The following is a 21,544-nucleotide window of genomic DNA, read 5'->3' as shown; positions in this document are numbered from 1 at the left end:
GCCCCGCCCCGTCTCCCGGAGGACCCATGGACATCGACCGCCTCGCCACCCGCTACGAGATCGCCCTGCCCGCCTGGATCGGTGACGCCCTCCGCGACGTCCCCGAGGTCCTCCCGAACCTCGAGGACCGGATGGCCCTCGTGCACGCGCTCGCCGACCGCAACTTCCGCGAGGGGAACGGCGGCCCGTTCGCGGCGATCGTCGTCGAGCGCGACTCCGGTCGTCTCGTCTCGGTCGGAGTGAACGTCGTCCTCGGCAGCGGGGTCTCGTCCGGCCACGCCGAGGTGACGGCGCTCGGTCTCGCGCAGACCGCGCTCGGCACCTGGGACCTCGGCGGCGAGGGCCTCCCCGCGCACGACCTGGTCGTCAACTGGCGCCCGTGCGTGCAGTGCTACGGAGCGACGATGTGGTCGGGGGTGCGCCGCCTGGTCGTCGCGGGCTCCGGCCCCGAGCTCGAGGAGATCAGCACCTTCGACGAGGGGCCGATGCGCGAGGACTGGGCCGCGCAGTTCGAGGCCCGCGGCATCGAGGTCGTCGACGGCGTACTCCGCGACGAGGCCCTCGACGTGTTCCGCGCCTACCGCGCCTCCGTCGACTCCGGCGAGGTGCTCGTCTACAACGCCCGCGCCGACTCCTGATATCGCGGCGGGTCCGGTCCTCGCATCGGTTCCGCGCCGGACGCACGGGAGCCCCGCCTCAGCGAGGCCCCGTGCGGTCCTGAGCTGCCGGCCGCTGGATGCGGTCAGCGGCGGCTCAGCGCCACCAGTCGTCGAACATCGACAGCGGCACCTGGCGCTTGTGCTCGGTCGCGGCGTACCGCGCCTCGATGGCCTCGGCGACGGCCCGGTCGACCTCGCCGCCCTCGAGGTACGTGTCGAGGTCGGCGTAGGTGAGCCCGAGGTTCGTCTCGTCGGTCTGGCCGGGGTTGTCGTCGAGCAGGTCCGCCGTCGGCGCCTTCTCGTAGAGCCGGGCCGGTGCGTCCAGGTGCTCGAGGAGCGAGCGCCCCTGCCGCTTGGTGAGACCGGTGAGCGGGAGGACGTCGGCGCCGCCGTCGCCGTACTTCGTGAAGAAGCCGGTGACCGCCTCGGCCGCGTGGTCGGTCCCGACGACGAGCATCCCGGCCTGGCCGGCGATCGCGTACTGCGCGATCATCCGCATCCGCGCCTTCACGTTGCCCTTCACGAAGTCGCTGATCGGCTCGTCGACCGCGTCGCCGAATGCTGCGGCCACGCCGTCGACGCCCTGGTGGATGTCGAAGACGACCTGGCGGTCCGGGCGGATGAACGTGAGGGCGAGCTGGGCGTCCTCCTCGTCGGCCTGCACCTTGTACGGCAGGCGGACCGCGATGAAGGAGGCGTCGCCGCCGCTCGCGCGGACCTGCTCGACCGCGAGCTGGCAGAGGCGCCCGGCGAGGCTCGAGTCCTGGCCGCCGCTGATGCCGAGGACGAGGCCCTTCGCGCCGGTGCTGCGGAGGTAGTCGGCGAGGAATCCGCTGCGCCGTTCGACCTCGACGGCCGGATCGACGGCGGGGGAGACGTGGAGCTCGGAGATGATCTGCTGTTGGACGTCGCGCACGGCTTCACGCTACTCCGGATGCTCCCCGGCGGCCCCTCCTCGCCGCGGACGCGCAGGCTCCCGACGCCTCCCCGAAACAGGGGCCGCCCGCCGCGTCCGCTCGGCGCGGCGCCTACCCGCGCTCGGCGACGATGCGGGCGATGCGCGCCGGGACGGTGTCGTCCTGGAGGCTCGTCACGTCTCCGAGCGGGCGGCCGTCGCGGATGTCGCCGAGCAGCCGCCGCATGATCTTGCCGGAGCGGGTCTTGGGCAGATCCGGCACCACCACCACGTCGCGCGGCTTGGCGATCGGACCGATCGCGACCGCCACGTGGTCGCGGAGGAGCACCGAGAGCGTCGTGCCGAGCGCGGCCCAGTAGGCCGGGTCCTCCTCGGCGCGGTCGACGGCCTCGTCGGAGGGGATGACGAACGCCGCGATGGCCTGCCCGGTCGTCGCGTCGGCGACTCCGACGACTCCGGCCTCGCCGACGGCCGGATGGGCGACGAGTGCCGACTCGATCTCGATCGTGGACAGGCGGTGCCCGGAGACGTTGATGACGTCGTCGACGCGGCCCAGCACCCAGACGTCGCCGTCGGCGTCGTACTTCGCGCCGTCCCCGGAGAAGAACCACCCCTGGGACGCGTAGCGGGCCCAGTAGGAGTCGCGGTACCGCTCCGGGTCGCCCCACACGGTGCGGGCGAGCGCCGGCCCGGTCCGGTCGACCACGAGGTAGCCGCCGGAGCCGTTCGGCACCCGCTCGCCGTGCTCGTCCACCACGAGGACGCCGAGCCCGGGCAGGGCTCCGAGAGACGAGCCCGGCTTGAGGGTCGAGACGCCCGGCAGCGGGCACATCACCGCGGCGCCGGTCTCGGACTGCCACCAGGTGTCGACGATCGGGCAGCGTCCGCCGCCGATCGCCTCGTGGAACCAGACCCAGGCCTCGGGGTTGATGGACTCGCCGACGGTGCCGAGCAGGCGCAGGCTCGACAGGTCGTACCGGGCGGGCACGCCCTCGGGGAACCAGGTCATCAGGGTCCGGATCAGCGTCGGCGCCGTGTAGTAGACGGTCACCCCGTACCGCTCGATGATCTCGAAGTGCCGGGCGGTGTGCGGGGTGCTCGGGGTGCCCTCGTAGATCACCTGGGTGAGCCCGTTCGAGAGCGGTCCGTAGATCTCGTAGGTGTGCGCGGTGACCCAGGCGAGGTCGGCGGTGCACCAGTGCACGTCGTCCGGCTTCGCGTCGAACACCGCCCAGTGCGTCCAGGAGGCCTGCGTGAGGTAGCCGCCGCTGGTGTGCACCAGCCCCTTGGGCTTCCCGGTCGTGCCGGAGGTGTAGATGATGAACAGCGGCGTCTCGGAGTCGAAGGCCTCGGCCTCGTGGACGTCGCTCTGCGCATCGACCAGCTCGTGCCACCAGACGTCGCGGCCCGGGGTCCACGGGACGTCGGTCTCACCGGTGCGGCGGACGACGAGGACGTGCTCGATCGACGCGACGCCCTCGACCGCCCGGTCGGCGCTCGCCTTGACCGGCACCGCCGCTCCGCGCCGGAACTGCCCGTCCGTGGTGACCAGGAGCTTCGCGCCGGTGTCCTCCACGCGGAACCGCACCGCCTCGGCGGAGAAGCCGCCGAAGACGAGCGAGTGGATCGCGCCGATCCGCGCGATCGCGAGCGTGATGACGATGGTCTCGGGGATCACCGGGAGATAGACGACGACGCGGTCGCCCTTCCCGATCCCGAGCGCGGTCAGCGCGTTCGCGGCGCGGGAGACCTCGCGCTGGAGCTCGGCGTAGGTGATCGACCGCCGGTCGCCGCGCTCGCCCTCGAAGTGGAGGGCGGTCTTCCCGCCGCGTCCCGCGTCCACGTGGCGGTCGACGCAGTTGACGGCCACGTTCAGCCGTCCGCCCTCGAACCAGGTCGTGCGCGGCACCGAGAGCGAGCCGTCGGGCAGCGGAGCGGCAGGCTCCCAGCTGTGGGCGGTGTGCCACGGCTCCGCCCACTCGAGGCGGCGGGCGGCCTCCTCCCAGAACGCGACCGGATCGGCGGCGGCGCGCGAGTACTCCTCCGCGCCCGCGTTCGCCTGCGCGGCGAAGGCCGCGGGCGGGGGGAACCGGCGGTGCTCGTCGAGCAGGTTGGCGATCGTCCCGCTCACGCTCGGAGCTCCCTCCCCGGCGCTCACGCCCACTTCCTCACGGCGTAGCGCTGGAACACGCCGACGACGGCATCGGTGAGCTTGCCCAGCACGGCCAGCAGGACGATCGCCAGGAACACCCGGTCGATCCGGCCGTTGTTCTGGCTGTCGATGAGGCGGAAGCCGAGGCCCATCGAGGAGGCGATGAGCTCGGAGGCGACCAGGAACAGCCACGACTGGGCGAGCGCGAGGCGCAGCCCGGAGATCACGGAGGGGATCACCGCGGGCAGCTGCACCGTCGTGAAGAGCCGGACGCCCGAGAGGCCAAAGGCGCGGCCCGCCTCGACGAGGTGCCGGTCGACGTGGCCGAGCGCCGTGGCCACCGTGGTGAAGACCGGGAAGAACGCGCCGATCGTGATCAGCGTGATCTTCGACTCCTCGCCGATGCCCATCCAGAGCAGCAGCAGCGGGACCCAGGCCAGCGACGGGACCGCCCGGATCGCGCCGAGGGTCGGCCCGAGGACGACCTCCCAGACGCGGGAGAGCCCGAAGAGCGCGCCGACCACGAGCCCGAGCGCCGAGCCGAGCGCGAACCCGATGAGCACGCGCTGCGTCGAGATGGCGACGTCCTGGCCGAGGTCGCCGCGCTGGGCGAGGTCGACGCCGGCCGCCCAGACCATCGCGGGCGAGGGGAAGACCGCCACCGAGACCATCCCGGTCGTCGTCGCGATCTGCCAGGCGGCGAGCAGCAGCACGGGCAGGATCGCGCCTCCCGCGACCACGAACCACCGTCGCGATGTGAGCGGGTGGGAGCGGTCCTCGCGGAGGCGGCGCTGGGAGGCCGCGACCGATGGGCCCGCCGTCACGAGTCCGGGCTCACCCGGCATCGGCGCGGACAGCGCGCTCCGGCGCAGCACATCGGCGTCGGTCGCGGTGTCGTCGTCGCGGATCGTCATCGTCGGTCTCCTCGGATCACGGGGTCGGGGGCGGAGGGCCGGACCCTCAGGCGCCGATGGCGCTCGGGTCGGCCGCCGAGGCGTAGGTGTCGTCGAGCAGCGAGTCGAGCGCGTCGTCGACCTGCTGCTGCGAGGCGACGTCGCCGTCCTCGACGAAGATCGGGCCGATCACGGCGAGCACGTCGGTCTGCGCGGAGCCGGGGACGTTGTCGACGTCGAGGTTGCTGCGCTCGGTGATGACCGTCGTCGCCACCGCCACGTCGAGGCCGGCGACGGAGGCGAGGATGCTCGCCGTCTCGTCCTGGTTCTCGAGCGCCCAGGCGCGGGCGTGCTCGTAGGCGTTCACGACGGTCTGCGCGAGGTCCGGCTTCTCGGCGAGGAAGCTCTCGGTCGCGTTGAGCAGGCCGTAGGAGTTGAAGTCGACGTTGCGGTAGAGCAGGGTCGCCCCGGCCGCCTCGGCGCCGGCCATGATCGGGTCCAGGCCCGCCCAGGCGTCGACGGAGCCGTTCTGCAGCGCCGCCCAGCCGTCGGCGTGCTGCAGGTTCTGCACCGTCACGTCGCCGATGCCCAGCCCGGCGGCCTCGAGCGCCTGCACCAGGAAGAAGTACGGGTCGGTGCCCTTGGTGGCCGCGATCTGCTTGCCCTCGAGCTGCTCGACCGACGTGATCGCCGAGCCGGCGGGGACGACGAGGGCCGACCACTCCGGCTGCGAGAAGATGTCGATCGTCCTGATCGGCGAGCCGTTCGAGCGGGCGAGCAGCGCGGCGGAGCCGGCGGTGGAGCCGACGTCGATCGCTCCGGCGCGCAGGGCCTCGTTGGCCTTGTTGGAGCCGGCCGACTGCACCCAGGCGACGGTGACCTGCTGCTCGGCGAGGGCGGCCTCGAGCCAGCCCTTCTCCTTGATGACCAGGCTCAGCGGGTTGTACGTCGCGAAGTCGAGCGTGAGCGTGCCGCCCCGGGTTCCTCCGGAGGCGGCGTCGGCGGTCGCGGCCGCCGCTCCTCCTCCGCCCTCGCCCTGCACGCAGCCCGCGAGGAGCGGGACGGCGGCGGCGGTGAGCAGACCGGCGAGAGCGGTGCGGCGGGTGAGCGGGGAGCTGGTGAACGACATGGGGGCCTCGGCTTCGGGGATGCGGTGACAGCGAGTGTGGACGCTGCAGGGGAGGGGCGTGCGGGGAGGTGCTCGTGCGGTGGAGAGCGGGAGGAGGAGGCGGCTGGGGAGGGAGGTCGTGCCGCCCGGACCGTGCCGCCCGGGTGGGGGGGCGCGGGTCGATCCGCCCGGGGTCAGTGCCGCTCGATGCCCAGCCCCGCGAGGAGCTCGGCCCGGTGCTCGGCGAGCTCCGCCGAGCCGCGGTCGCGCGGCCGCGCTCCGGGGACGGTGACGATCCGCTGGATGCGCGAGACGCCTCCGGGCTCGTCGCGCCCGAGGAGCACGATGCGGTCGGCCAGCTGGAGGGCCTCGTCGACGTCGTGGGTGACGAGCAGGATCGTCGCCGGAGCCGCCGCGTGCACGTCGAGCAGCAGGTCCTGCATCCGCAGGCGGGTCAGCGCGTCGAGCGCCCCGAAGGGCTCGTCCAGGAGGAGCACGCCGGGGTTCCGGGCGAGGGCGCGGGCGAGGGAAGCGCGCTGGGCCATGCCTCCGGACACCTCGCGGGGCCGCGAGCGGGCGTGCGCGGTGAGGCCGACCAGCGAGAGCAGCTCGTCGACGGCGGCGCGGGCGGCCGGGCGCGGGGTGCCGCGCGGCAGGCCGAGCGCGACGTTGTCGGCGATGCTCCGCCAGGGCAGCAGCCGCGGCTCCTGGAACGCCACCGCGCAGCGCGGGTCGATGCCGGAGACGGGGGCGCCGTCGATGAGGACGGACCCCTCGGAGGCGGTGTCCAGGCCCGCCGCGATGCGCAGCAGCGTGGACTTGCCGCAGCCGCTCGGGCCGAGGATCGCGATGACCTCGCCCGCGGCGGCCTCGAGCGTCACGTCCGTCAGCACGGGGGACCCGGGCACGAAGGTGCGGCCGACCCCCTCGAAGCGCACGGGGAACGCCGACTGGCCGAGCTCGGCGTCGAAGGCCAGGCTCGTGCGGGCGGCGGGGGTGGCGGGCATGTCTCTCCGGGCAGCGGGACGGGCGGGCGGATCGTCCGATCGTACGGAGAGGCTCCCGGCGGCACAGCGGGGACCGACACGGGGAGTAACACAGGGGGTGGGACGCGGAAGGCCTCCCCGGTCCGCAGACGGGGGAGGCCTTCCGCCGGAGGGCTACGCCTGGACGAGCACGAGCTCCTCGAGGGGCAGGCGGGTGCGCGGCGCGGTCTCGCGCTCGCGGAGGGTCTCGTTCGCCAGCGCGTCGGCGTCGGCCGCGACTCCCACCGCGGCGATCGTCACCGGGTCGAAGCGCTCGTCGACGCCGAACGCGGCGCGGACGGCGTCCTTGTCGAAGCCGGCCATCTGGTGCACGTGCAGGCCCTCGTGGTGCGCCTGGACGCTGAGGTGGGCGATCGACTGGCCGAGGTCGTAGACGGCCCAGGGGCGCGGCTTCCCCTCGGAGTCGACGGTCTCGGCCAGCGCGACGACCAGGACGGCGGCGGAGCCGGCCCAGGCGCCGTTGAAGCCGGCGAGCGTCGAGACGATGCGGTCGAACCCGTCGGTTCCGCGGCGGGCGACGATGAAGCGCCACGGCTGCGAGTTGCTGGCGGACGGGGACCAGCGCGCGGCCTCGAGGAGGGACGCGAGGGTCTCGTCGGAGACGGTCGCGGACGCGTCGTAGGAGCGGGGGCTCCAGCGCTCCGCGAGGACGTCGAGGATCGGGGCGCTGGTGCTGGCGGTGCGGGAGGCGGTGGCGGACATCGCGGGGCTTCTTCCGTGCGGGGGACTGGGGGAGGGGCTCCGTCGCCCGTGGAGCCCAACCGTCCCCGCCCCGCGGGCATTCCCGCGCGTGCACGGCAGGCGCCCGCGCGCGCGTTCGCCCACGGAGGAGCGGGCCGCCTCCGAGCCCCGGAACGGTACGGTGGGAGACGGCGTGGTCACCCCGCGCACCACCATCCACGACTCTGGAGGATCATCCATGGCCCAGCACTTCGACGTCGTCGTCCTGGGGGCAGGCCCCGGCGGATACGTGGCCGCGATCCGCGCCGCCCAGCTCGGCAAGTCCGTCGCCGTCGTCGAGAAGCAGTACTGGGGCGGTGTCTGCCTCAACGTCGGCTGCATCCCGTCCAAGGCGCTGCTGCGCAACGCGGAGCTCGCCCACCTCTTCCACACCCAGGCGAAGCAGTTCGGCATCTCGGGCGACGTCTCGTTCGACTTCGGCGCGGCGTTCGACCGCAGCCGCTCGGTCGCGGACGGCCGCACCAAGGGCGTCCACTTCCTGATGAAGAAGAACAAGATCGCCGAGTTCGACGGCGTCGGCTCCTTCACCGGCCCGCAGGGCCTCGACGTGCAGCTGAGCAAGGGCGGCACGGAGTCGCTGACCTTCGACGACGCGATCATCGCGACCGGCGCGAGCGTCCGCCTCCTGCCCGGCGTCGAGCTCTCCGAGAACGTCGTCACCTACGAGACCCAGATCATGACCCGCGAGCTCCCCGACACGATGGCCATCGTGGGCGCGGGCGCGATCGGCATGGAGTTCGCCTACGTCCTCAAGAACTACGGCGTCGACGTGACGATCATCGAGTTCATGGACCGCGCCCTCCCCAACGAGGACCCGGACGTCTCCAAGGAGATCCAGAAGCAGTACAAGAAGCTCGGCGTCGAGATCCTGACCTCGACCAAGGTCGAGTCGGTCGTCGACAAGGACGGCTACGTCACGGTCACCTACACCGCGAAGGACGGCACGCAGTCGACCCTCGAGGTCGACAAGGTGCTCATGTCGATCGGCTGGGTCCCCCGCACCGAGGGCTTCGGCCTCGAGAAGACGGGTGTCGAGCTCACCGAGCGCGGCGCGATCGCGATCGACGACCACATGCGCACCAACGTGCCGCACATCTACGCCATCGGCGACGTCACCGCGAAGCTGCAGCTCGCGCACGTCGCGGAGGCGCAGGGCGTCGTCGCCGCCGAGACCCTCGCCGGTGCCGAGACCCAGACCCTGGGCGACTACCGGATGATGCCGCGCGCGACGTTCTGCCAGCCGCAGATCGCCTCCTTCGGCCTCACCGAGAAGCAGGCGACGGACGAGGGACACGAGATCACCGTCTCGACCTTCCCCTTCATGGCGAACGGCAAGGCCCACGGCCTCGGCGAGCCCACCGGCTTCGTGAAGCTCATCGCGAGCAAGAAGTACGGCGAGCTCCTCGGCGCCCACATGATCGGCCCGGACGTCTCGGAGCTGCTCCCCGAGCTCACGCTCGCCCAGAAGTGGGACCTCACCGCGACCGAGCTGGCCCGGAACGTGCACACCCACCCGACGCTGTCAGAGGCGCTGCAGGAGGGCTTCCACGGCCTCAAGGGGCACATGATCAACATGTAGGGCTCGTCCCTCCACGGCCTCCGGCCCGCAGGATCCCGCTCGGCTCGTCCGCGGCGGATCCTGCGGGCCGGAGCCGTTTCCGGGGGCGTCCACAGGGCTCCGGCGCCGCTCCCGCTACCGTGGCCCGATGGATCCGCGCCTGCTCGACCGCCTCGCCGCCGACGCCTGGCCCGCGCTCGTGCGGCGCCCCCTCGGCGCGTGGGAGCTGCGCGCCTCCGCAGGAGTCACCAAGCGCGCGAACTCGGTGCTCGCGTCCGGCGACGTCGTCGACCAGGAGGCGGCGCTCGACGCGGCGGAGGCGTTCGCCTGCGAGCACGGGATCGCGCCCCTCGTGCAGATCGGGCCGCCGAGCCCCGCCGGTCTGACCGGGCTGCTCGCCGAGCGGGGCGCCGCGCCGATCGACCGGACGCTCGTGCTGACGGGTTCGGTGCAGGAGGCGCTCGCCGCCCTGTCCACGACGTCGGGGTCCGCGCCGTCGAGGCCAGTGCCGCCGAGGCCCGCGCCGCAGCCTCGCGTCCGCCTCGCCCCGGCTCCCGACGAGGACTGGCTCGCCCTCTGGTGGTCGGTGGACGGTCGCGGTGGCGCGGAGGAGCGTGCGGTCGCCGAGCGCATCCTCGCGGGCTGCCCCTCCTCCTACGCGCTCGCCGTCGACGGGGACGGCCCGGCCGCGACCGGCCGCCTCGCGCTCGTCACGGCGCCGGACGGCGAGCTCTGGGGCGGCCTCTTCGCGCTGGCGACCCGGCCGGACGCCCGGCGCCGCGGGCTCGCCTCCGCCGTGATCCGCGCCCTCCTCGAGGACGCGTCCGGCCGGGGCGTCGCGCGCTTCTGGCTCCAGGTGCTCGCCGAGAACGTCGGCGCGCGCCGCCTCTACGCGTCCCTCGGCTGCCGCGAGTCGTCCTGGTACGAGTACTGGCGCTGACCCGCTCGCGGAGGAGGAGCGGGGTGCCCGGGTCAGGCGTTCGCGAGCACGGCGCGGGCGACGGCCTCGGCCTTCGCCGCGTCGCCGGTGACGGTCACGCGCCACCACACGTCGTCGGCGAGCGCGTCGATCTCGCAGACGCCCGCCGCGCAGCCGGTGAGGGCCTTCTCGCCGAAGCCGTCGAGCGGCTCGAGCGGGATCGCCAGGCCCGAGGTCAGCGAGAGGTTCCGCCAGCCGTCGTCGCCGTTCGGGAGCGCGTCGACCGTCACGCCCGAGTAGGCGGCGCTGGAGGCGTCGCTCCAGCTGCAGGAGGCGTACCCGGCCCGGGCGGCGGCAGCGGCCGACGCGGTGGTCGGCGTCCCGGTCCCCGTCCCCGCGGTCGCCTGCGCGAGACCGGCGGCACCGGACAGCTGCTCGGCCGTCAGGACCTCGGTGCAGACGGGCGCCGTCGCGGTGACCGGCTCGTCGAGGGTGCCGAGCGCGGCGGAGGCGGTGCCGGTCGCCAGCGCGGCGAGGTCGACGGCCGCGGGGGCGCCGCGCAGCTGCAGCGTCACCCAGGTGGCGCCGGCGAGCAGGTCCAGGTCGCAGCTGCCGTCGGTGCAGGAGCCGTAGGCCTCGACGGCGGTCTCGAGGCGCGGGCCCGGACGGCCGGCGAAGGCCTCGGCGGCGTCGTCGACCGCGGCCGCGGTGATCGAGGCGTCCTCGTCGTACCAGGCGCAGCGGAGCACTCCGCCGTTCTCCTCCGCGGCCTCGCGGATCAGCTCGCCCGAGGAGCGCGTCGTCACCTCGCGGCTGCCCTCGAGAGCGCTGTGGGAGACCCCCAGCGCCGAGGCCGCCCGCGTGGCGGGGAGGAGGGAGTCGCAGCCCAGGCGGGTCGAGGCCGTGGGCGTGGGCGAGGGCGTCGGAGTCGCGGAGGGCGTCGGAGTCGCGGAGGGAGTCGGAGCGGCGGTCTCGGACGCCGACGGGGTGGCCGCGACGTCCGAGCGCTCGGCCGACGTGCAGCCCGTCAGCGCGACGAGAACGGCGAGCGCGGCGCCGACCGTCGCCAGGCGCGGGAGGCGGGCCCTCACGCGGCCAGCTCGCGCTCGATCGCGGCCGTGAACGCGTCGATGTCGTCCTCCGTCGTGTCGAAGGAGCAGACCCAGCGGACCTCGCCGGTCGCCGGGTTCCAGTCGTAGAAGCGGTAGGCGGTGCGGAGCCGGTCCGCGACTCCGGGCGGCAGCGTCGCGAACACCGCGTTGGCCTGGGTCTGCTGCGTGAACTCGAGCCCGGTGATCCGGCCGGCGGCGATCGCCTCCTCGAGCCCCGAGCGCAGGCGCGCCGCCATGGCGTTCGCGTGCCGGGCCGAGCGGAGCCACAGGGGCTCCTCCTCGCCGCCGTCGCCGAGCAGGGCGAGCAGCTGCGCCGAGATGAAGCGCATCTTGGAGGACAGCTGCATGTTGGTCTTGCGGAGGAAGGTCAGCCCGGTCGAGGCCGCCGGGTCGAGCACGACGATCGCCTCGCCGAGCAGGATGCCGTTCTTGGTGCCGCCGAACGAGAGCACGTCGACGCCCGCGTCGGTCGTGAAGGAGCGCAGGGGCAGGCCGAGGGCGGCCGCGGCGTTCGCGATGCGCGCCCCGTCCATGTGCAGCCGCATGCCGAGGCCGTGCGCGTGGTCGGCGAGCGCGCGCACCTCCTCCGGGGTGTAGACGGTGCCGAGCTCGGAGGACTGGGTGATCGAGACCACGAGCGGCTGGGCGCGGTGCTCGTCGCCGAAGCCCCACGCCTCCTGGTCGACCAGCGCCGGGGTCAGCTTGCCGTCGGGCGTGGGGACCGTGAGGATCTTGATCCCGCCGACCTTCTCGGGCGCTCCGCCCTCGTCGGAGGTGATGTGCGCGGTGCCCGCCGAGACGACGGCGCCCCACCGGGGCAGCATCGACTGCAGGCCGGTGACGTTGGCGCCCGTGCCGTTGAAGACGGGGAAGGCCTGGGCCTGCTCGCCGAACTCGCGGCGGAACGCCTCCTGCAGGCGCTCGGTGTAGACGTCCTCGCCGTAGGCGATCTGGTGCGCTCCGTTGGCCGCGGCGATCGCGGCGAGGACCTCGTCGTGCACTCCGGAGTAGTTGTCGGAGGCGAAGCCGCGGACGTCGGGATCGTGCAGAGCGCTCATCCCTCCATCTTCGCAGCCCGCCGCCCGGAGGAGCCCCGGAGGCGCCCGCCGAGACACCCCTCCTGCCTCCCGCATGTTTCGGGCAGGTGAAAGGACGACGACCCGAAAGCCGATCTCCGTCAAGAAGTTGGTATCGGCTGGGAGGCAGGCCACTCTTGACGTATGCGCATGGACACGACGGGAGCTGTCCGCGACATGCCCGCCCCTCCCGGGGTGGACGAGATCGCGGCTCGCTTCGGCGATCCCGTCCTCGCGTTCGCGCCCCAGCCGAGGCTGGAGGAGTTCGCCGCGGCGCAGACGATGGCGCTCGGCCGCTTCGTCGAGATCTCGCTCTCGTACTCGTTCTACAAGAACCCGCGCAACCGCGCCGACCCCGTCAACCACGTCCCGCTGTCCCCCGAGCAGAAGCGCGCGATCGAGCGCGCCGAGAACGACCACCTGCCGCCGTGGATGGTCGACCAGGTGACGCGGATGCGGTACCCGGTGCTCTGGGAGGCGGTCCGCACCTCCGTGCCGATCCCCGCCGAGCGCAGCCGGCCCCTGGAGTCCCGCCTCGCGGCCCACATGGGCGACGTGCTCCGCAACACCTTCCCGGGCCGCGTGCGCAGCCGCCGCGGCGGGATGCCGGTGGTCGCCGCCGCCCTCCGCGACGAGGACGTCGTGCGGGGCGTCCCGGTGATCGTGGACGGGGAGGCGCTGCGCGGCTACCGCGTGGACACCGATCCGGACGTGGTCGCGATCGGCGCCCGCGTCGACGGCCGCTACATGACGGTCGTGCTCGACCGGAAGATCGCGCCGGAGATCCGGATGGAGTTCGTCCGCCGCACCCCGCCGCGCCCGGCCTCGAGCCAGTCCCGGCGCTGACCGCCCCGGCGTCGAGCACCTCCGACCTGTCCGCCCCGCTGCCGACCGCCCGGCCCACCGCTCAGGGGCGCCCCGGCACCGCGATCCCGTGCTCGTAGGCGAACACGACCGCCTGGATCCGGTCGCGCACGCCGAGCTTCATCAGGATCTTCGAGACGTGCGTCTTCACGGTCGCCTCGCCCACGAACAGCTCGGCCGCGATCTCGGCGTTCGACCAGCCCCGCGCCAGGTGCACGAGCACCTCCCGCTCGCGGTCCGTCAGATCGGCCACTCCGGGGTGGTCGGCGGCGGTCGGCGTGCGCTCGGGCACGGACGCGAACCGCTCGATCACGCGCCGGGTGACGTCGGGGGCGAGCATCGCGTCGCCGCGGGCGACCACCTGCACGGCCTCGACCAGCTCCTCCGGCGACGCGTTCTTGAGCAGGAACCCGCTGGCGCCGGCCGAGAGCGCCTCGAAGAGGTAGTCGTCGCGGTCGAAGGTGGTGAGGATGAGCACCCGCGAGCACAGGCGCGGGTCGGCCACGATCTCGCGGGTCGCGGCCAGGCCGTCGAGGCCGGGCATCTGCACGTCCATGCAGATCACGTCGGGGCGCAGCTCGGAGGCGCGCTGCAGGGCCTCGAGACCGGTGCGGGCCTCGCCGACCACCTCGATCCCCGGCTCCGACTCGAGGATGATGCGGAAGCCCACGCGGACGAGCTCCTGGTCGTCGACGAGCAGCACGCGCACGTGCTCGGTCATGGGCGGCCCCCGCTCGCTCGCTCCTGACGCCCCCGCGACGTCTCCGACGACGGTACCGGGTCGTCGGCGTCCGGCACGCTCGCCCGGACGGGGGACAGCGGCACCCGGGCGTGCACGAGGTAGCCTCCGCCCCTCGGCCCCATCTCGATCCAGCCGCCGACCGCGGCCGCGCGCTCGCTCATGCCGGTGTGCCCCAGTCCGCAGGAGGCGGGAGCGCTCGGGTGCGGGCCGGACCCGCCGTCGTCGGCGATCTCGAGCTCGACCGCGTCGGGGGCGTAGCGGAGGCGCACCTCGGCGTGCGCGCCGCGCCCCGCGTGCTTGCGGACGTTCGTGAGCGACTCCTGCGCGATGCGGTAGAGGCTGAGCCCCACCGTCGCGGGGATCTCGCGGGGCGTGCCGAGGGTGAGGAAGACGGTGGGCAGGCCCGATCCGCTGGACGCCGCGACCAGCTCCTCGAGCTGGGCCACCCCGCGGGTGGACGCGGCGTCGGTGAGCGGATTCGGGACCGCGTCCTCGGCGCGCAGCGCGACCAGGATGCGGTGCAGCTCCTCGATCGCCGAGCGCGCGTCGCCCTCGATGGCGCTGAGCGATGCCGCCGCCCGCTCCGGATCCCGCGCCAGCACCCGCCGCGCCGCTCCCGCCTGCACGCCCATCACGCTGACGTGGTGCGCGACCACGTCGTGCAGCTCGCGCGCGATCCGCAGCCGCTCGGAGGACACGGCCTGCCGCGAGGAGCGCTCCCGCTCGTCGTCGAGCTCGGCCGTGCGCGTCTCGAGCGCCTCCAGCCGGCGGGCCGACTGCCACGACGCCTCGCCGAAGACGTAGGCGCTGCCGAAGTAGAGCAGGTTCGAGACGACCGCGAGGGCCGACTCCGCCGCGTAGGGCGAGAGCAGGCCGGGGGAGTCGTCGACCGGCACGGAGCTGCCGAAGTACTCGCCCGTGGCGAGGGTGGTGAGCAGCCAGCCCAGCATCCCGACCGCGATCGCCACTCGGACGACGAGCGCCGTGCGCCGGTTCCGGCCCCACGCGCCGACCGTGTAGAGCGCGAGGAACAGGCAGATCTGGCCGAAGAGCGACTCCGGCACCTGGAGCACGATCCCGAGCGCGTAGACGACGGAGAGTCCGGCCGCCACGCTCGCGGGGAACCGGCGGCGCAGCGCGAGGGGAAGGGTCATCAGGACGGCCCAGTGGGCGCTGACGACGGGGTGCGCCGCGTCCGGGAATCCCGCCGAGGAGTACAGCGCGACGGAGACGACCGTCGCCACCAGCAGGATCCCCGCGGTGACCGCGTCGCGCACGTATCCGGCCCGGCTCGGCGCTCGCCGGATCCAGCCCGCGTCGAGCGGGTCCGCGGCTCCGTCACCTGAGGGCATGCGCCCCACGCTAACCGACGCCGGTCGGACGGGGCCCCGGGAGGCGGAGGAGCGCACCCCGCCGCCTCCCGGGCGCGACGTCAGTCCCGGCCGGTGATGCCCCGGGTCGAGGCGATGACGTCGCCCATCTTCTTCCCGAGGGCCTCGTAGAACATCGACAGCGGGAACTCGTCGTCCAGCACCGCGTCGGTGAGCCCGCGCGGGGCGCCGAGCAGCACCTCGTCCGGGAGCCCGCGGGCCCAGGCGGAGGCGGGGTGCGGAGTGAGAGTGGCCGCGATCAGCTCGTGCGCGGCCAGCCAGTGCGCCGTCTTCGGCCGGTCGATCGATCGCCAGTAGAGCTCGTCGATCGCGTCCGAGAGGGCGACGACCACGTCGGCGACGCCGTCCCACTCGAACGCCAGCCGGGTGTCGGTCCAGTGCAGGACGCCGTGCTGGTGCAGCCAGGCGAAGAGCAGCTGGCCGCCGAGGCCGTCGTAGTTGCGCACCCGCGACCCGGTGAGCGGGAAGCGGAAGAGCCGGTCGAACAGGATCGCGTACTGCACGAAGCGCGAGCGCTCGGCCAGCGCCTCCTCCTCGTCGTCGCGGCGGTCGAGCGCGCCGAGGCGGCGCTCGATGGTGACGGCCTCGCGGAAGGCGGTGAGGTCGCACCGCAGCTCCTCCAGCGAGTAGAGGAAGAAGGGCATCCGCTGCTTGATCATGAACGGGTCGAACGGCAGGTCGCCGCGCATGTGGGTGCGGTCGTGGATGAGGTCCCACATCACGAAGGACTCCTCCGCCAGGCGCTGGTCGGCCACCAGGCGCTGCGCGTCCTCCGGGAGCTCGAGACGGGTGATCCGGGCCGCCTCCGTGACGACGCGGCGGAACCGGGCCGCCTCGCGGTCGGCGAAGATCGCGCCCCAGGTGAAGGACGGGACGGAGCGCATCGCGACCGTCTCGGGGAACAGCACAGCGCTGTCGGTGTCGTAGCCGGCGGTGAAGTCGACGAAGCGCACGGGCACGAAGAGGGCGTTGGAGTAGTCCCCGGCCTCCAGCTCGGCGACGAACCGCGGCCAGACGACCTCGACGAGGACGGCCTCGACGTGGCGGTCGCGGCTGCCGTTCTGGGTGTACATGGGGAAGACGACGAGGTGGCGGCGGCCGTCGACGCGCTCGAGCTGCGGCTGGAACGCGGTGAGCGAGTCGAGGAAGTCGGGCAGGCCGAGTCCGCCGGCGCTCCAGCGCTCGAGGTCGACGACCAGCGCGTCGAGGTACGCGGCGTCGTGCGGGAACGCGGGGGCGAGGGTGCGGACGCCGGCGACGATCCGCTCGACGAGGGTGCGCGCCTCCTCGAGCCGCTCGGGATCGGCGAGCGAGCCGTCCTGGGACTGGAGCGGCTGCAGCCCGGCGGCGGCCGCCTTCAGGTCGAGCCAGGCGGCGGACTCCTCCACGCGGTCCTCGACGACCTCGGGTTCTCCGACGACGGTGCTCTGCACGGCTTGCGACATGGTGATCCTCCTCACGCTGGTGATACGGGGCTGCAGGAGCGGAACGCGCTCCGACTCCGAGCGTATGGGCTCGTGCGCGCGCTTTTCTTGCGTCTCGGCGGAGCGAAGCGGCGATCTCGCGGGGGCGGGCGCACGTCTCCGCCGCCCCTCGGAGGCCCCGCGGTCAGCGGTTGCCCAGGTGTTGTGCAGGTGCCGCCCCCCGTCCGGGGCTAGATTCCTCACCGCTTTCGTTTCCCTCCCCTCATCGGGTCGAAGATGGGGCGACACCGTGTCCGCATCCCGAGTGCGGAGACATCCGATCGGACAGGCGCGCCGAACACCCTGGCGGCGCGCTCGATCGGCGAGCCATCCTGAGAGAGAGGATCGGAGCGCGTGACGGGACCCGAACCCGGAAGCGACCAGAGAACAGCCAGCATCGACCACCACCCCGAGAACCTCCGCCTGCTCCCCTGGCCGCAGGCGGACGCCTCCGTCCTGCGCGACACCCTCGCGCACGCGGGCGGCGGCCTCGAGAGCGAGAGCGAGATCCTCGTGCGCCACGACCGCTACCTGCGCGGTTGGGCGGACGGCGACGCGTTCTTCTACGTGGTCGAGCTGGACGGACTCTCCGTCGGCTCCATCGGCTATTGGTACGGCTGCTCGCGCGGCGTCGTCGCCTACGAGGCGGCGTGGAGCATCGCTCCGCACGCCCGCGGCATCACCGCGGACTCCGTGCGGATGCTGCTCGAGGAGGCGGCGGCGTTCCCCGTGCCCCGCTTCGTGCACGCCTTCGTGGCGGAGAGCGACCTGGACGCGGGCGCGACCTGCGTCGAGGCCGGCTTCGACCGGATCGACCTCGTCGAGCAGGGCGAACCGCCGGAGCTCTACGTGGACTGGGCGTTCGACCTGGCCGCCGTGGCCTGATCAGATCCCGTGGCGCTCCAGCCACGGCCGCAGCACCGCGAGGAACTCCTCCGGGTGCTCGAGGCCGGGCAGGTGCGCCGCGTCCTCGAGCACGTGCAGCTCGGCACCGCCCACCTCGGCGGCGAGGTGCTCGCACACCGGCAGCGACTCCGAGAGGTCGTGCGCGCCCGCCACGACGAGGGTCGGCACGGCGATCTCCCCGAGCCGCTCACCCGCCGGCCCGGAGGGCTCGATCGGGCGGGGGGCCTCCTCCTCGTGGCCGACGCCCGTGAGCGCGAGCTCCCGGATCCGCGCGAGGAACTCCGGAGCGACGTCGTCCGCGGAGCGGTCGGGACCCACGGCCCAGAGCTCCGCCTCGACGATCGCCGCGGCCTCCCGCTCGCCCGCGAGCTCCAGCGCCTCGACCTCCCCGAAGCGCCGCTCCTCCTCCGCCGTCAGCGCGGGATAGTCGAAGCCCGCCAGGCCCGGCGCGATCACGACCAGGCCGGTCACCCGCTCCGGATGCTCGAGCGCCAGGTCGAGCGTGAGCGTCCCGCCCCGCGAGCAGCCGACGACCACCGCGCGCTCGACCCCGAGGTGGTCGAGCACGTCCAGGGCGTCCCGGCGCGGGTCGTACTCCACGTCCTCCGTGCTCGTTCCGCCCGCGCCGCGGACGTCGTAGCGGACCACCAGCCGGTCGCGCGAGAGGTCGGGGACGAGCGGGTCCCACATCCGCAGGTCGGCGATGCCCGCGTGCACGAGCAGCAGGGCGGGCGCGGAGGCGTGGCCGTCCGCCTCCCAGTGGAGGCTCGCGCCGGGGACCTCGAGATGCGGCATGCCGCACACCGTAGGCGCGTCCCGCCGGCGCTGCAACGCCCGGCCACTGCCTAGGGTGGAGGCGCGACAGCGGACGGGCCGCGGCGGGGAGGCGGCGGCGTGGAGGGCGTGCTCACCGGCTTCTCGATCATCGGGGACGTCATCGCGGTCGGCTACCTGATCGCGCGGTTCCGGATCGTCCCGCCCGAGAGCCGGCTGATCCTGTCGCGGATCGCCTTCTTCGTCACGACGCCGGCGCTGCTGTTCACCGTGCTGTCGCGGGCCGACGTCTCCGTCCTCTTCTCCTCGTTCCTGCTCGTCTCGCTCCTGACGGTGCTGACCGTCGCCCTGCTCTACGTGCTGGCCTCGCGGCTGCTCTTCCCTCGCCCGCTGCCGGAGACGGTGATCGGGACCGCGGCCTCCTCCTACGTCAACGCCAACAACATCGGGCTGCCGGTCGCCATCTACGTGCTGGGCGATCCGCAGTGGGTGGCCCCGACGCTCCTCCTGCAGCTGATCGTCCTCGCGCCGACGATCCTGACGCTGCTCGACGTCTCGACGAGCGGGCGGACCTCGGTCGGCGCGATCCTCACGCAGCCGCTGCGGAATCCGATGATCATCGCCTCCGCCCTCGGCCTCGTCGTCGCCCTCACCGGCGTCGAGCTGCCCGCGCCCGTGCTGCAGCCGTTCTCGATCATCGGCAACGCGTCGATCCCGCTGGTGCTGATCGCCTTCGGGATGTCGCTGCGCGGGCAGCGGCCGCTGGAGGCGGGGCCGGCGCGGGTCGAGGTGGTCGTCGCCTCCGTGCTCAAGTCGCTGGTGATGCCGGCGGTCGCGCTGCTGCTGGGGCGCTTCGCGTTCCACCTCGACTCCGAGCACCTCTTCGTGGTGACGGTGACCGCCGCGCTGCCGACCGCGCAGAACATCTTCACCTTCGCCTCGCGCTACGACCGGGGCATCGCCGTCGCCCGCGACACGGCCCTCGTGACCACGGTCGCCGCGGTGCCCGTGCTCATCGGGGTGTCCCTCCTGCTGGGCTGAGCGGAGCAGCATCCCCGCCTCCCGCTCGGTCCCGGCGGAGGCGCCGGACGGCCCGCGCATCCGCGTCGCGTGTCCCTCGTCCTGGGACGGGGCCGGTGGCGCGGGCCCGGTCGCACTCCGCCGACCGTCGCTTAGGCTCTCTCGAATGAGCACCACCACGTCCGCCGACCGCTCCGCCCGCGGCAGGCCGCGCCGCCGTCGCGGCCTCTGGATCACGCTGATCGTCCTCCTGGTCCTGCTGATCGGCGCCGTCGTCGCGGTGCTCCTCGGCGTGCGCACCTACGACAAGGCGATGACCGTCCGCGACAAGCTGACCGAGGCGATCCCGCTGGTGTCGCAGGTGACGGACAGGCTGACGACGTTCGACACCTCCGGTGCGGAGGAGACCGCGGGCCGGATCGCGACCCTCACCGGCGAGGCGCGCGACGAGACCGAGGACCCGGTGTGGCGGGTGATGGAGGTGGTGCCCGTCCTCGGGCCGAACCTGTCCGCGGTCCGCGCCGCGACCGAGATCGCCGACGACATCTCCGGCCGGATCGTCACGCCGCTCTCCACGACCTCGCTCGACATCCTCAAGCCCGTCGACGGCAGGGTCGACCTCGCGGCGATCACCGAGCTGTCGCAGAAGATCACCGTCGCCAAGGAGGTCGTCGACGCGGCGCAGACCCGCGTCGAGGGCATCGACCGCGGCGCGCTGGTGCCGCAGGTCGCCTCCGCGCTCGACTCCTTCACTCCGCAGCTGGCCACCGCCACCGCGGCGATGGGGCAGGTCGAGCCGCTCACCGCGATCCTCCCCGACTCCCTCGGAGCCTCCGGCCCGCGCCACTACCTGGTGATGTTCCAGAACCTGGCGGAGTCGCAGGCTCTGGGCGGCGGCGCGTCGTCGGTGATGCAGCTCGACGTCGACGGCGGCGCGATCTCGATCGGCCGTCAGCTGGGCAGCGGCGACTTCCGCGGTCTGGCGCCCGTCACCGTCGACCAGAGCGCGCTCGACACCATCGGCGAGAACATGGCGACGACCTTCAACGTCTCGACCAGCCGCCCCGACTTCCCGACGGCCGCCTCGATCGCCTCCCAGTTCTGGGCGCAGAAGTTCCCCGAGCAGAGGATCGACGGCGTCCTCGCGATCGATCCCGTCGCCCTCTCCTACCTCCTCGGCTCGACCGGGCCGGTGACCCTCACCGACGGCACGGTCCTCACGAGCGAGAACACCGTCTCGACCCTGCTCAACGAGGTCTACTTCCGCTACCCGGAGTCGGTCGTGGCCGAGCGCACCGACGAGTTCTTCTCGGAGGCGAGCGCGACGGTCCTGGGCAAGATCCTCGGCGGGGAGATGGAGCCGACGAAGATGCTCCCGGCGATCGTGAAGGCGGTCGACGAGAGCCGCATCCTCGCCTACAGCTCCGACGCCGACGAGCAGGCGCTCCTCGCGCCCACGCCGATCGCGGGGGTCCTGCCGCAGACGACGACCGACGGCACGACCACCGGAGTGTTCTTCCAGGACGCCTCGGGCGGCTCGAAGATGGACTACTACCTGAGCACGGCGGTCACGCAGTCGAGCGCGGGCCGGTGCGCCGCCTCGGGCGCGGTCTTCACCACCTCCGTCACCGTGACCAACACGATCTCGAAGGCGGTCGCTCGGACACTGCCCGGCTACGTCGCCGCGGCCGGCGGGCGCGGTGCGTACCCCCTGGGCGACTTCGTCACCAACATCTACGTCTACGGCCCTCCCGGGACCACGGTGTCGAGCGCGGCCTGGGCCGACGGCACCGGCTACGGACCCGAGAGCCTCGACGACCTCGGCCGTCCCGTCTCGAAGGTCGCGGTGCAGCTCTCGCCCGGCCAGTCCGAAACGTTCGACGTGCAGTTCAGCGCCGGCGACGCCGCCGGCTTCGGCGACCAGACCGTGCGGGTGACCCCGATGATCAACCCCACCGCGGTCACGCTGAACGACGAGCCCGCCTGCGGCTGACCGCGCGATCGCGCCCCGAGCACGCCGACCGCTGACGCGCCCCCGGGTCGGTGCTGGACCAGCGCCGACCGCTCCGACCGCTGACGCGCCCCCCCGGGTAAGTGCTAGACCAGCGCCGAACCGGGGATCGAGCTCGTCACGAGCGAGGAGGCGAGGAAGGCGGTGGCGATGCAGAGCACGAACCCGATGACCGGCACGAGGAACGCGCGAC

Annotated in this window: 19 protein-coding genes; 7 read left to right on the top strand and 12 right to left on the bottom strand. The window is 73.4% G+C overall.

Annotated features, from left to right (window positions below):
• Positions 1-638: nucleoside deaminase (locus C5C95_RS15860; protein WP_219814771.1), on the top strand; the 638-nt coding region annotated here is incomplete at its 5' end.
• Between the two features lie 115 nt (positions 639-753).
• On the opposite strand, the gene nadE is transcribed toward C5C95_RS15860, so the two are convergent.
• From nadE to C5C95_RS15830, 6 genes are all read right to left on the bottom strand, one after another.
• Positions 754-1,575 carry an ammonia-dependent NAD(+) synthetase gene (nadE, locus tag C5C95_RS15855; protein WP_104222821.1) on the bottom strand — a complete coding sequence of 274 codons (822 nt, stop codon included), beginning with the start codon at positions 1,573-1,575 and terminating at the stop codon, positions 754-756.
• A gap of 112 nt (positions 1,576-1,687) precedes the next feature.
• On the bottom strand, positions 1,688-3,706 hold the full coding sequence (gene acs / locus C5C95_RS15850; protein WP_104324818.1) for an acetate--CoA ligase: 2,019 nt from the start codon (positions 3,704-3,706) through the stop codon (positions 1,688-1,690).
• A gap of 23 nt (positions 3,707-3,729) precedes the next feature.
• A complete protein-coding gene (locus tag C5C95_RS15845) occupies positions 3,730-4,572 on the bottom strand; it encodes an ABC transporter permease (RefSeq protein WP_104324817.1) in 843 nt (280 codons plus the stop codon).
• Between the two features lie 115 nt (positions 4,573-4,687).
• The gene (locus C5C95_RS15840) at positions 4,688-5,749 is read right to left on the bottom strand and encodes an aliphatic sulfonate ABC transporter substrate-binding protein (RefSeq protein WP_104324816.1); all 1,062 of its coding nucleotides are present in this window, start codon (positions 5,747-5,749) and stop codon (positions 4,688-4,690) included.
• A gap of 173 nt (positions 5,750-5,922) precedes the next feature.
• On the bottom strand, positions 5,923-6,735 hold the full coding sequence (locus tag C5C95_RS15835; RefSeq protein ID WP_104324815.1) for an ABC transporter ATP-binding protein: 813 nt from the start codon (positions 6,733-6,735) through the stop codon (positions 5,923-5,925).
• A gap of 153 nt (positions 6,736-6,888) precedes the next feature.
• The gene (locus C5C95_RS15830) at positions 6,889-7,476 is read right to left on the bottom strand and encodes a nitroreductase family protein (RefSeq protein WP_104250693.1); all 588 of its coding nucleotides are present in this window, start codon (positions 7,474-7,476) and stop codon (positions 6,889-6,891) included.
• A gap of 217 nt (positions 7,477-7,693) precedes the next feature.
• Between C5C95_RS15830 and lpdA the strand changes: the two genes are divergently transcribed.
• Positions 7,694-9,094, top strand: coding sequence for a dihydrolipoyl dehydrogenase (gene lpdA / locus C5C95_RS15825; protein WP_104222818.1), 1,401 nt, complete (start codon positions 7,694-7,696; stop codon positions 9,092-9,094).
• A 127-nt stretch (positions 9,095-9,221) separates the two neighbouring features.
• Entirely contained in the window at positions 9,222-10,013 is a 792-nt protein-coding gene (locus C5C95_RS15820; RefSeq protein WP_104324814.1) for a GNAT family N-acetyltransferase, read from the top strand.
• Positions 10,014-10,045: 32 nt separating this feature from the next.
• Here C5C95_RS15820 and C5C95_RS17605 read toward each other — a convergent pair whose 3' ends face one another.
• The gene (locus C5C95_RS17605) at positions 10,046-11,083 is read right to left on the bottom strand and encodes a hypothetical protein (protein WP_181125734.1); all 1,038 of its coding nucleotides are present in this window, start codon (positions 11,081-11,083) and stop codon (positions 10,046-10,048) included.
• The gene (locus tag C5C95_RS15810) at positions 11,080-12,162 is read right to left on the bottom strand and encodes a low specificity L-threonine aldolase (protein WP_104256598.1); all 1,083 of its coding nucleotides are present in this window, start codon (positions 12,160-12,162) and stop codon (positions 11,080-11,082) included. The genes C5C95_RS17605 and C5C95_RS15810 overlap by 4 nt, the downstream gene beginning before the upstream one ends.
• A gap of 168 nt (positions 12,163-12,330) precedes the next feature.
• Here C5C95_RS15810 and C5C95_RS15805 point away from each other — a divergent pair, with 168 nt between their 5' ends.
• On the top strand, positions 12,331-13,026 hold the full coding sequence (locus C5C95_RS15805; protein WP_104324813.1) for a hypothetical protein: 696 nt from the start codon (positions 12,331-12,333) through the stop codon (positions 13,024-13,026).
• A 61-nt stretch (positions 13,027-13,087) separates the two neighbouring features.
• On the opposite strand, the gene C5C95_RS15800 is transcribed toward C5C95_RS15805, so the two are convergent.
• From C5C95_RS15800 to C5C95_RS15790, 3 genes are all read right to left on the bottom strand, one after another.
• The gene (locus C5C95_RS15800) at positions 13,088-13,765 is read right to left on the bottom strand and encodes a response regulator transcription factor (RefSeq protein ID WP_104247976.1); all 678 of its coding nucleotides are present in this window, start codon (positions 13,763-13,765) and stop codon (positions 13,088-13,090) included.
• Positions 13,762-15,138 carry a sensor histidine kinase gene (locus tag C5C95_RS15795; protein ID WP_104234378.1) on the bottom strand — a complete coding sequence of 459 codons (1,377 nt, stop codon included), beginning with the start codon at positions 15,136-15,138 and terminating at the stop codon, positions 13,762-13,764. Before C5C95_RS15795 ends, C5C95_RS15800 begins: the two co-directional genes overlap by 4 nt.
• An 80-nt stretch (positions 15,139-15,218) precedes the next feature.
• The gene (locus tag C5C95_RS15790; protein ID WP_104247974.1) at positions 15,219-16,622 is read right to left on the bottom strand and encodes a DUF6421 family protein; all 1,404 of its coding nucleotides are present in this window, start codon (positions 16,620-16,622) and stop codon (positions 15,219-15,221) included.
• Between the two features lie 372 nt (positions 16,623-16,994).
• On the opposite strand from C5C95_RS15790, the gene C5C95_RS15785 reads away from it, so the two are divergent.
• Positions 16,995-17,525, top strand: a complete 531-nt coding sequence (locus C5C95_RS15785; protein WP_104260956.1) for a hypothetical protein — start codon at positions 16,995-16,997, stop codon at positions 17,523-17,525.
• On the opposite strand, the gene C5C95_RS15780 is transcribed toward C5C95_RS15785, so the two are convergent.
• Positions 17,526-18,341 carry an alpha/beta fold hydrolase gene (locus C5C95_RS15780; protein ID WP_104324812.1) on the bottom strand — a complete coding sequence of 272 codons (816 nt, stop codon included), beginning with the start codon at positions 18,339-18,341 and terminating at the stop codon, positions 17,526-17,528. It lies immediately after the preceding gene.
• Positions 18,342-18,440: 99 nt separating this feature from the next.
• Between C5C95_RS15780 and C5C95_RS15775 the strand changes: the two genes are divergently transcribed.
• Complete coding sequence (locus C5C95_RS15775; protein ID WP_104324811.1) at positions 18,441-19,361, top strand: AEC family transporter; 921 nt, start codon at positions 18,441-18,443, stop codon at positions 19,359-19,361.
• A gap of 145 nt (positions 19,362-19,506) precedes the next feature.
• Positions 19,507-21,333, top strand: a complete 1,827-nt coding sequence (locus C5C95_RS15770; RefSeq protein ID WP_104324810.1) for a DUF4012 domain-containing protein — start codon at positions 19,507-19,509, stop codon at positions 21,331-21,333.
• The last annotated feature ends 211 nt before the right edge of the window (positions 21,334-21,544 follow it).

The sequence above is a fragment of the Rathayibacter sp. AY1B7 genome, from assembly GCF_002932735.1.
Classification (GTDB): domain Bacteria; phylum Actinomycetota; class Actinomycetes; order Actinomycetales; family Microbacteriaceae; genus Rathayibacter.
This window is presented reverse-complemented; position numbering and strand designations above follow the sequence as displayed.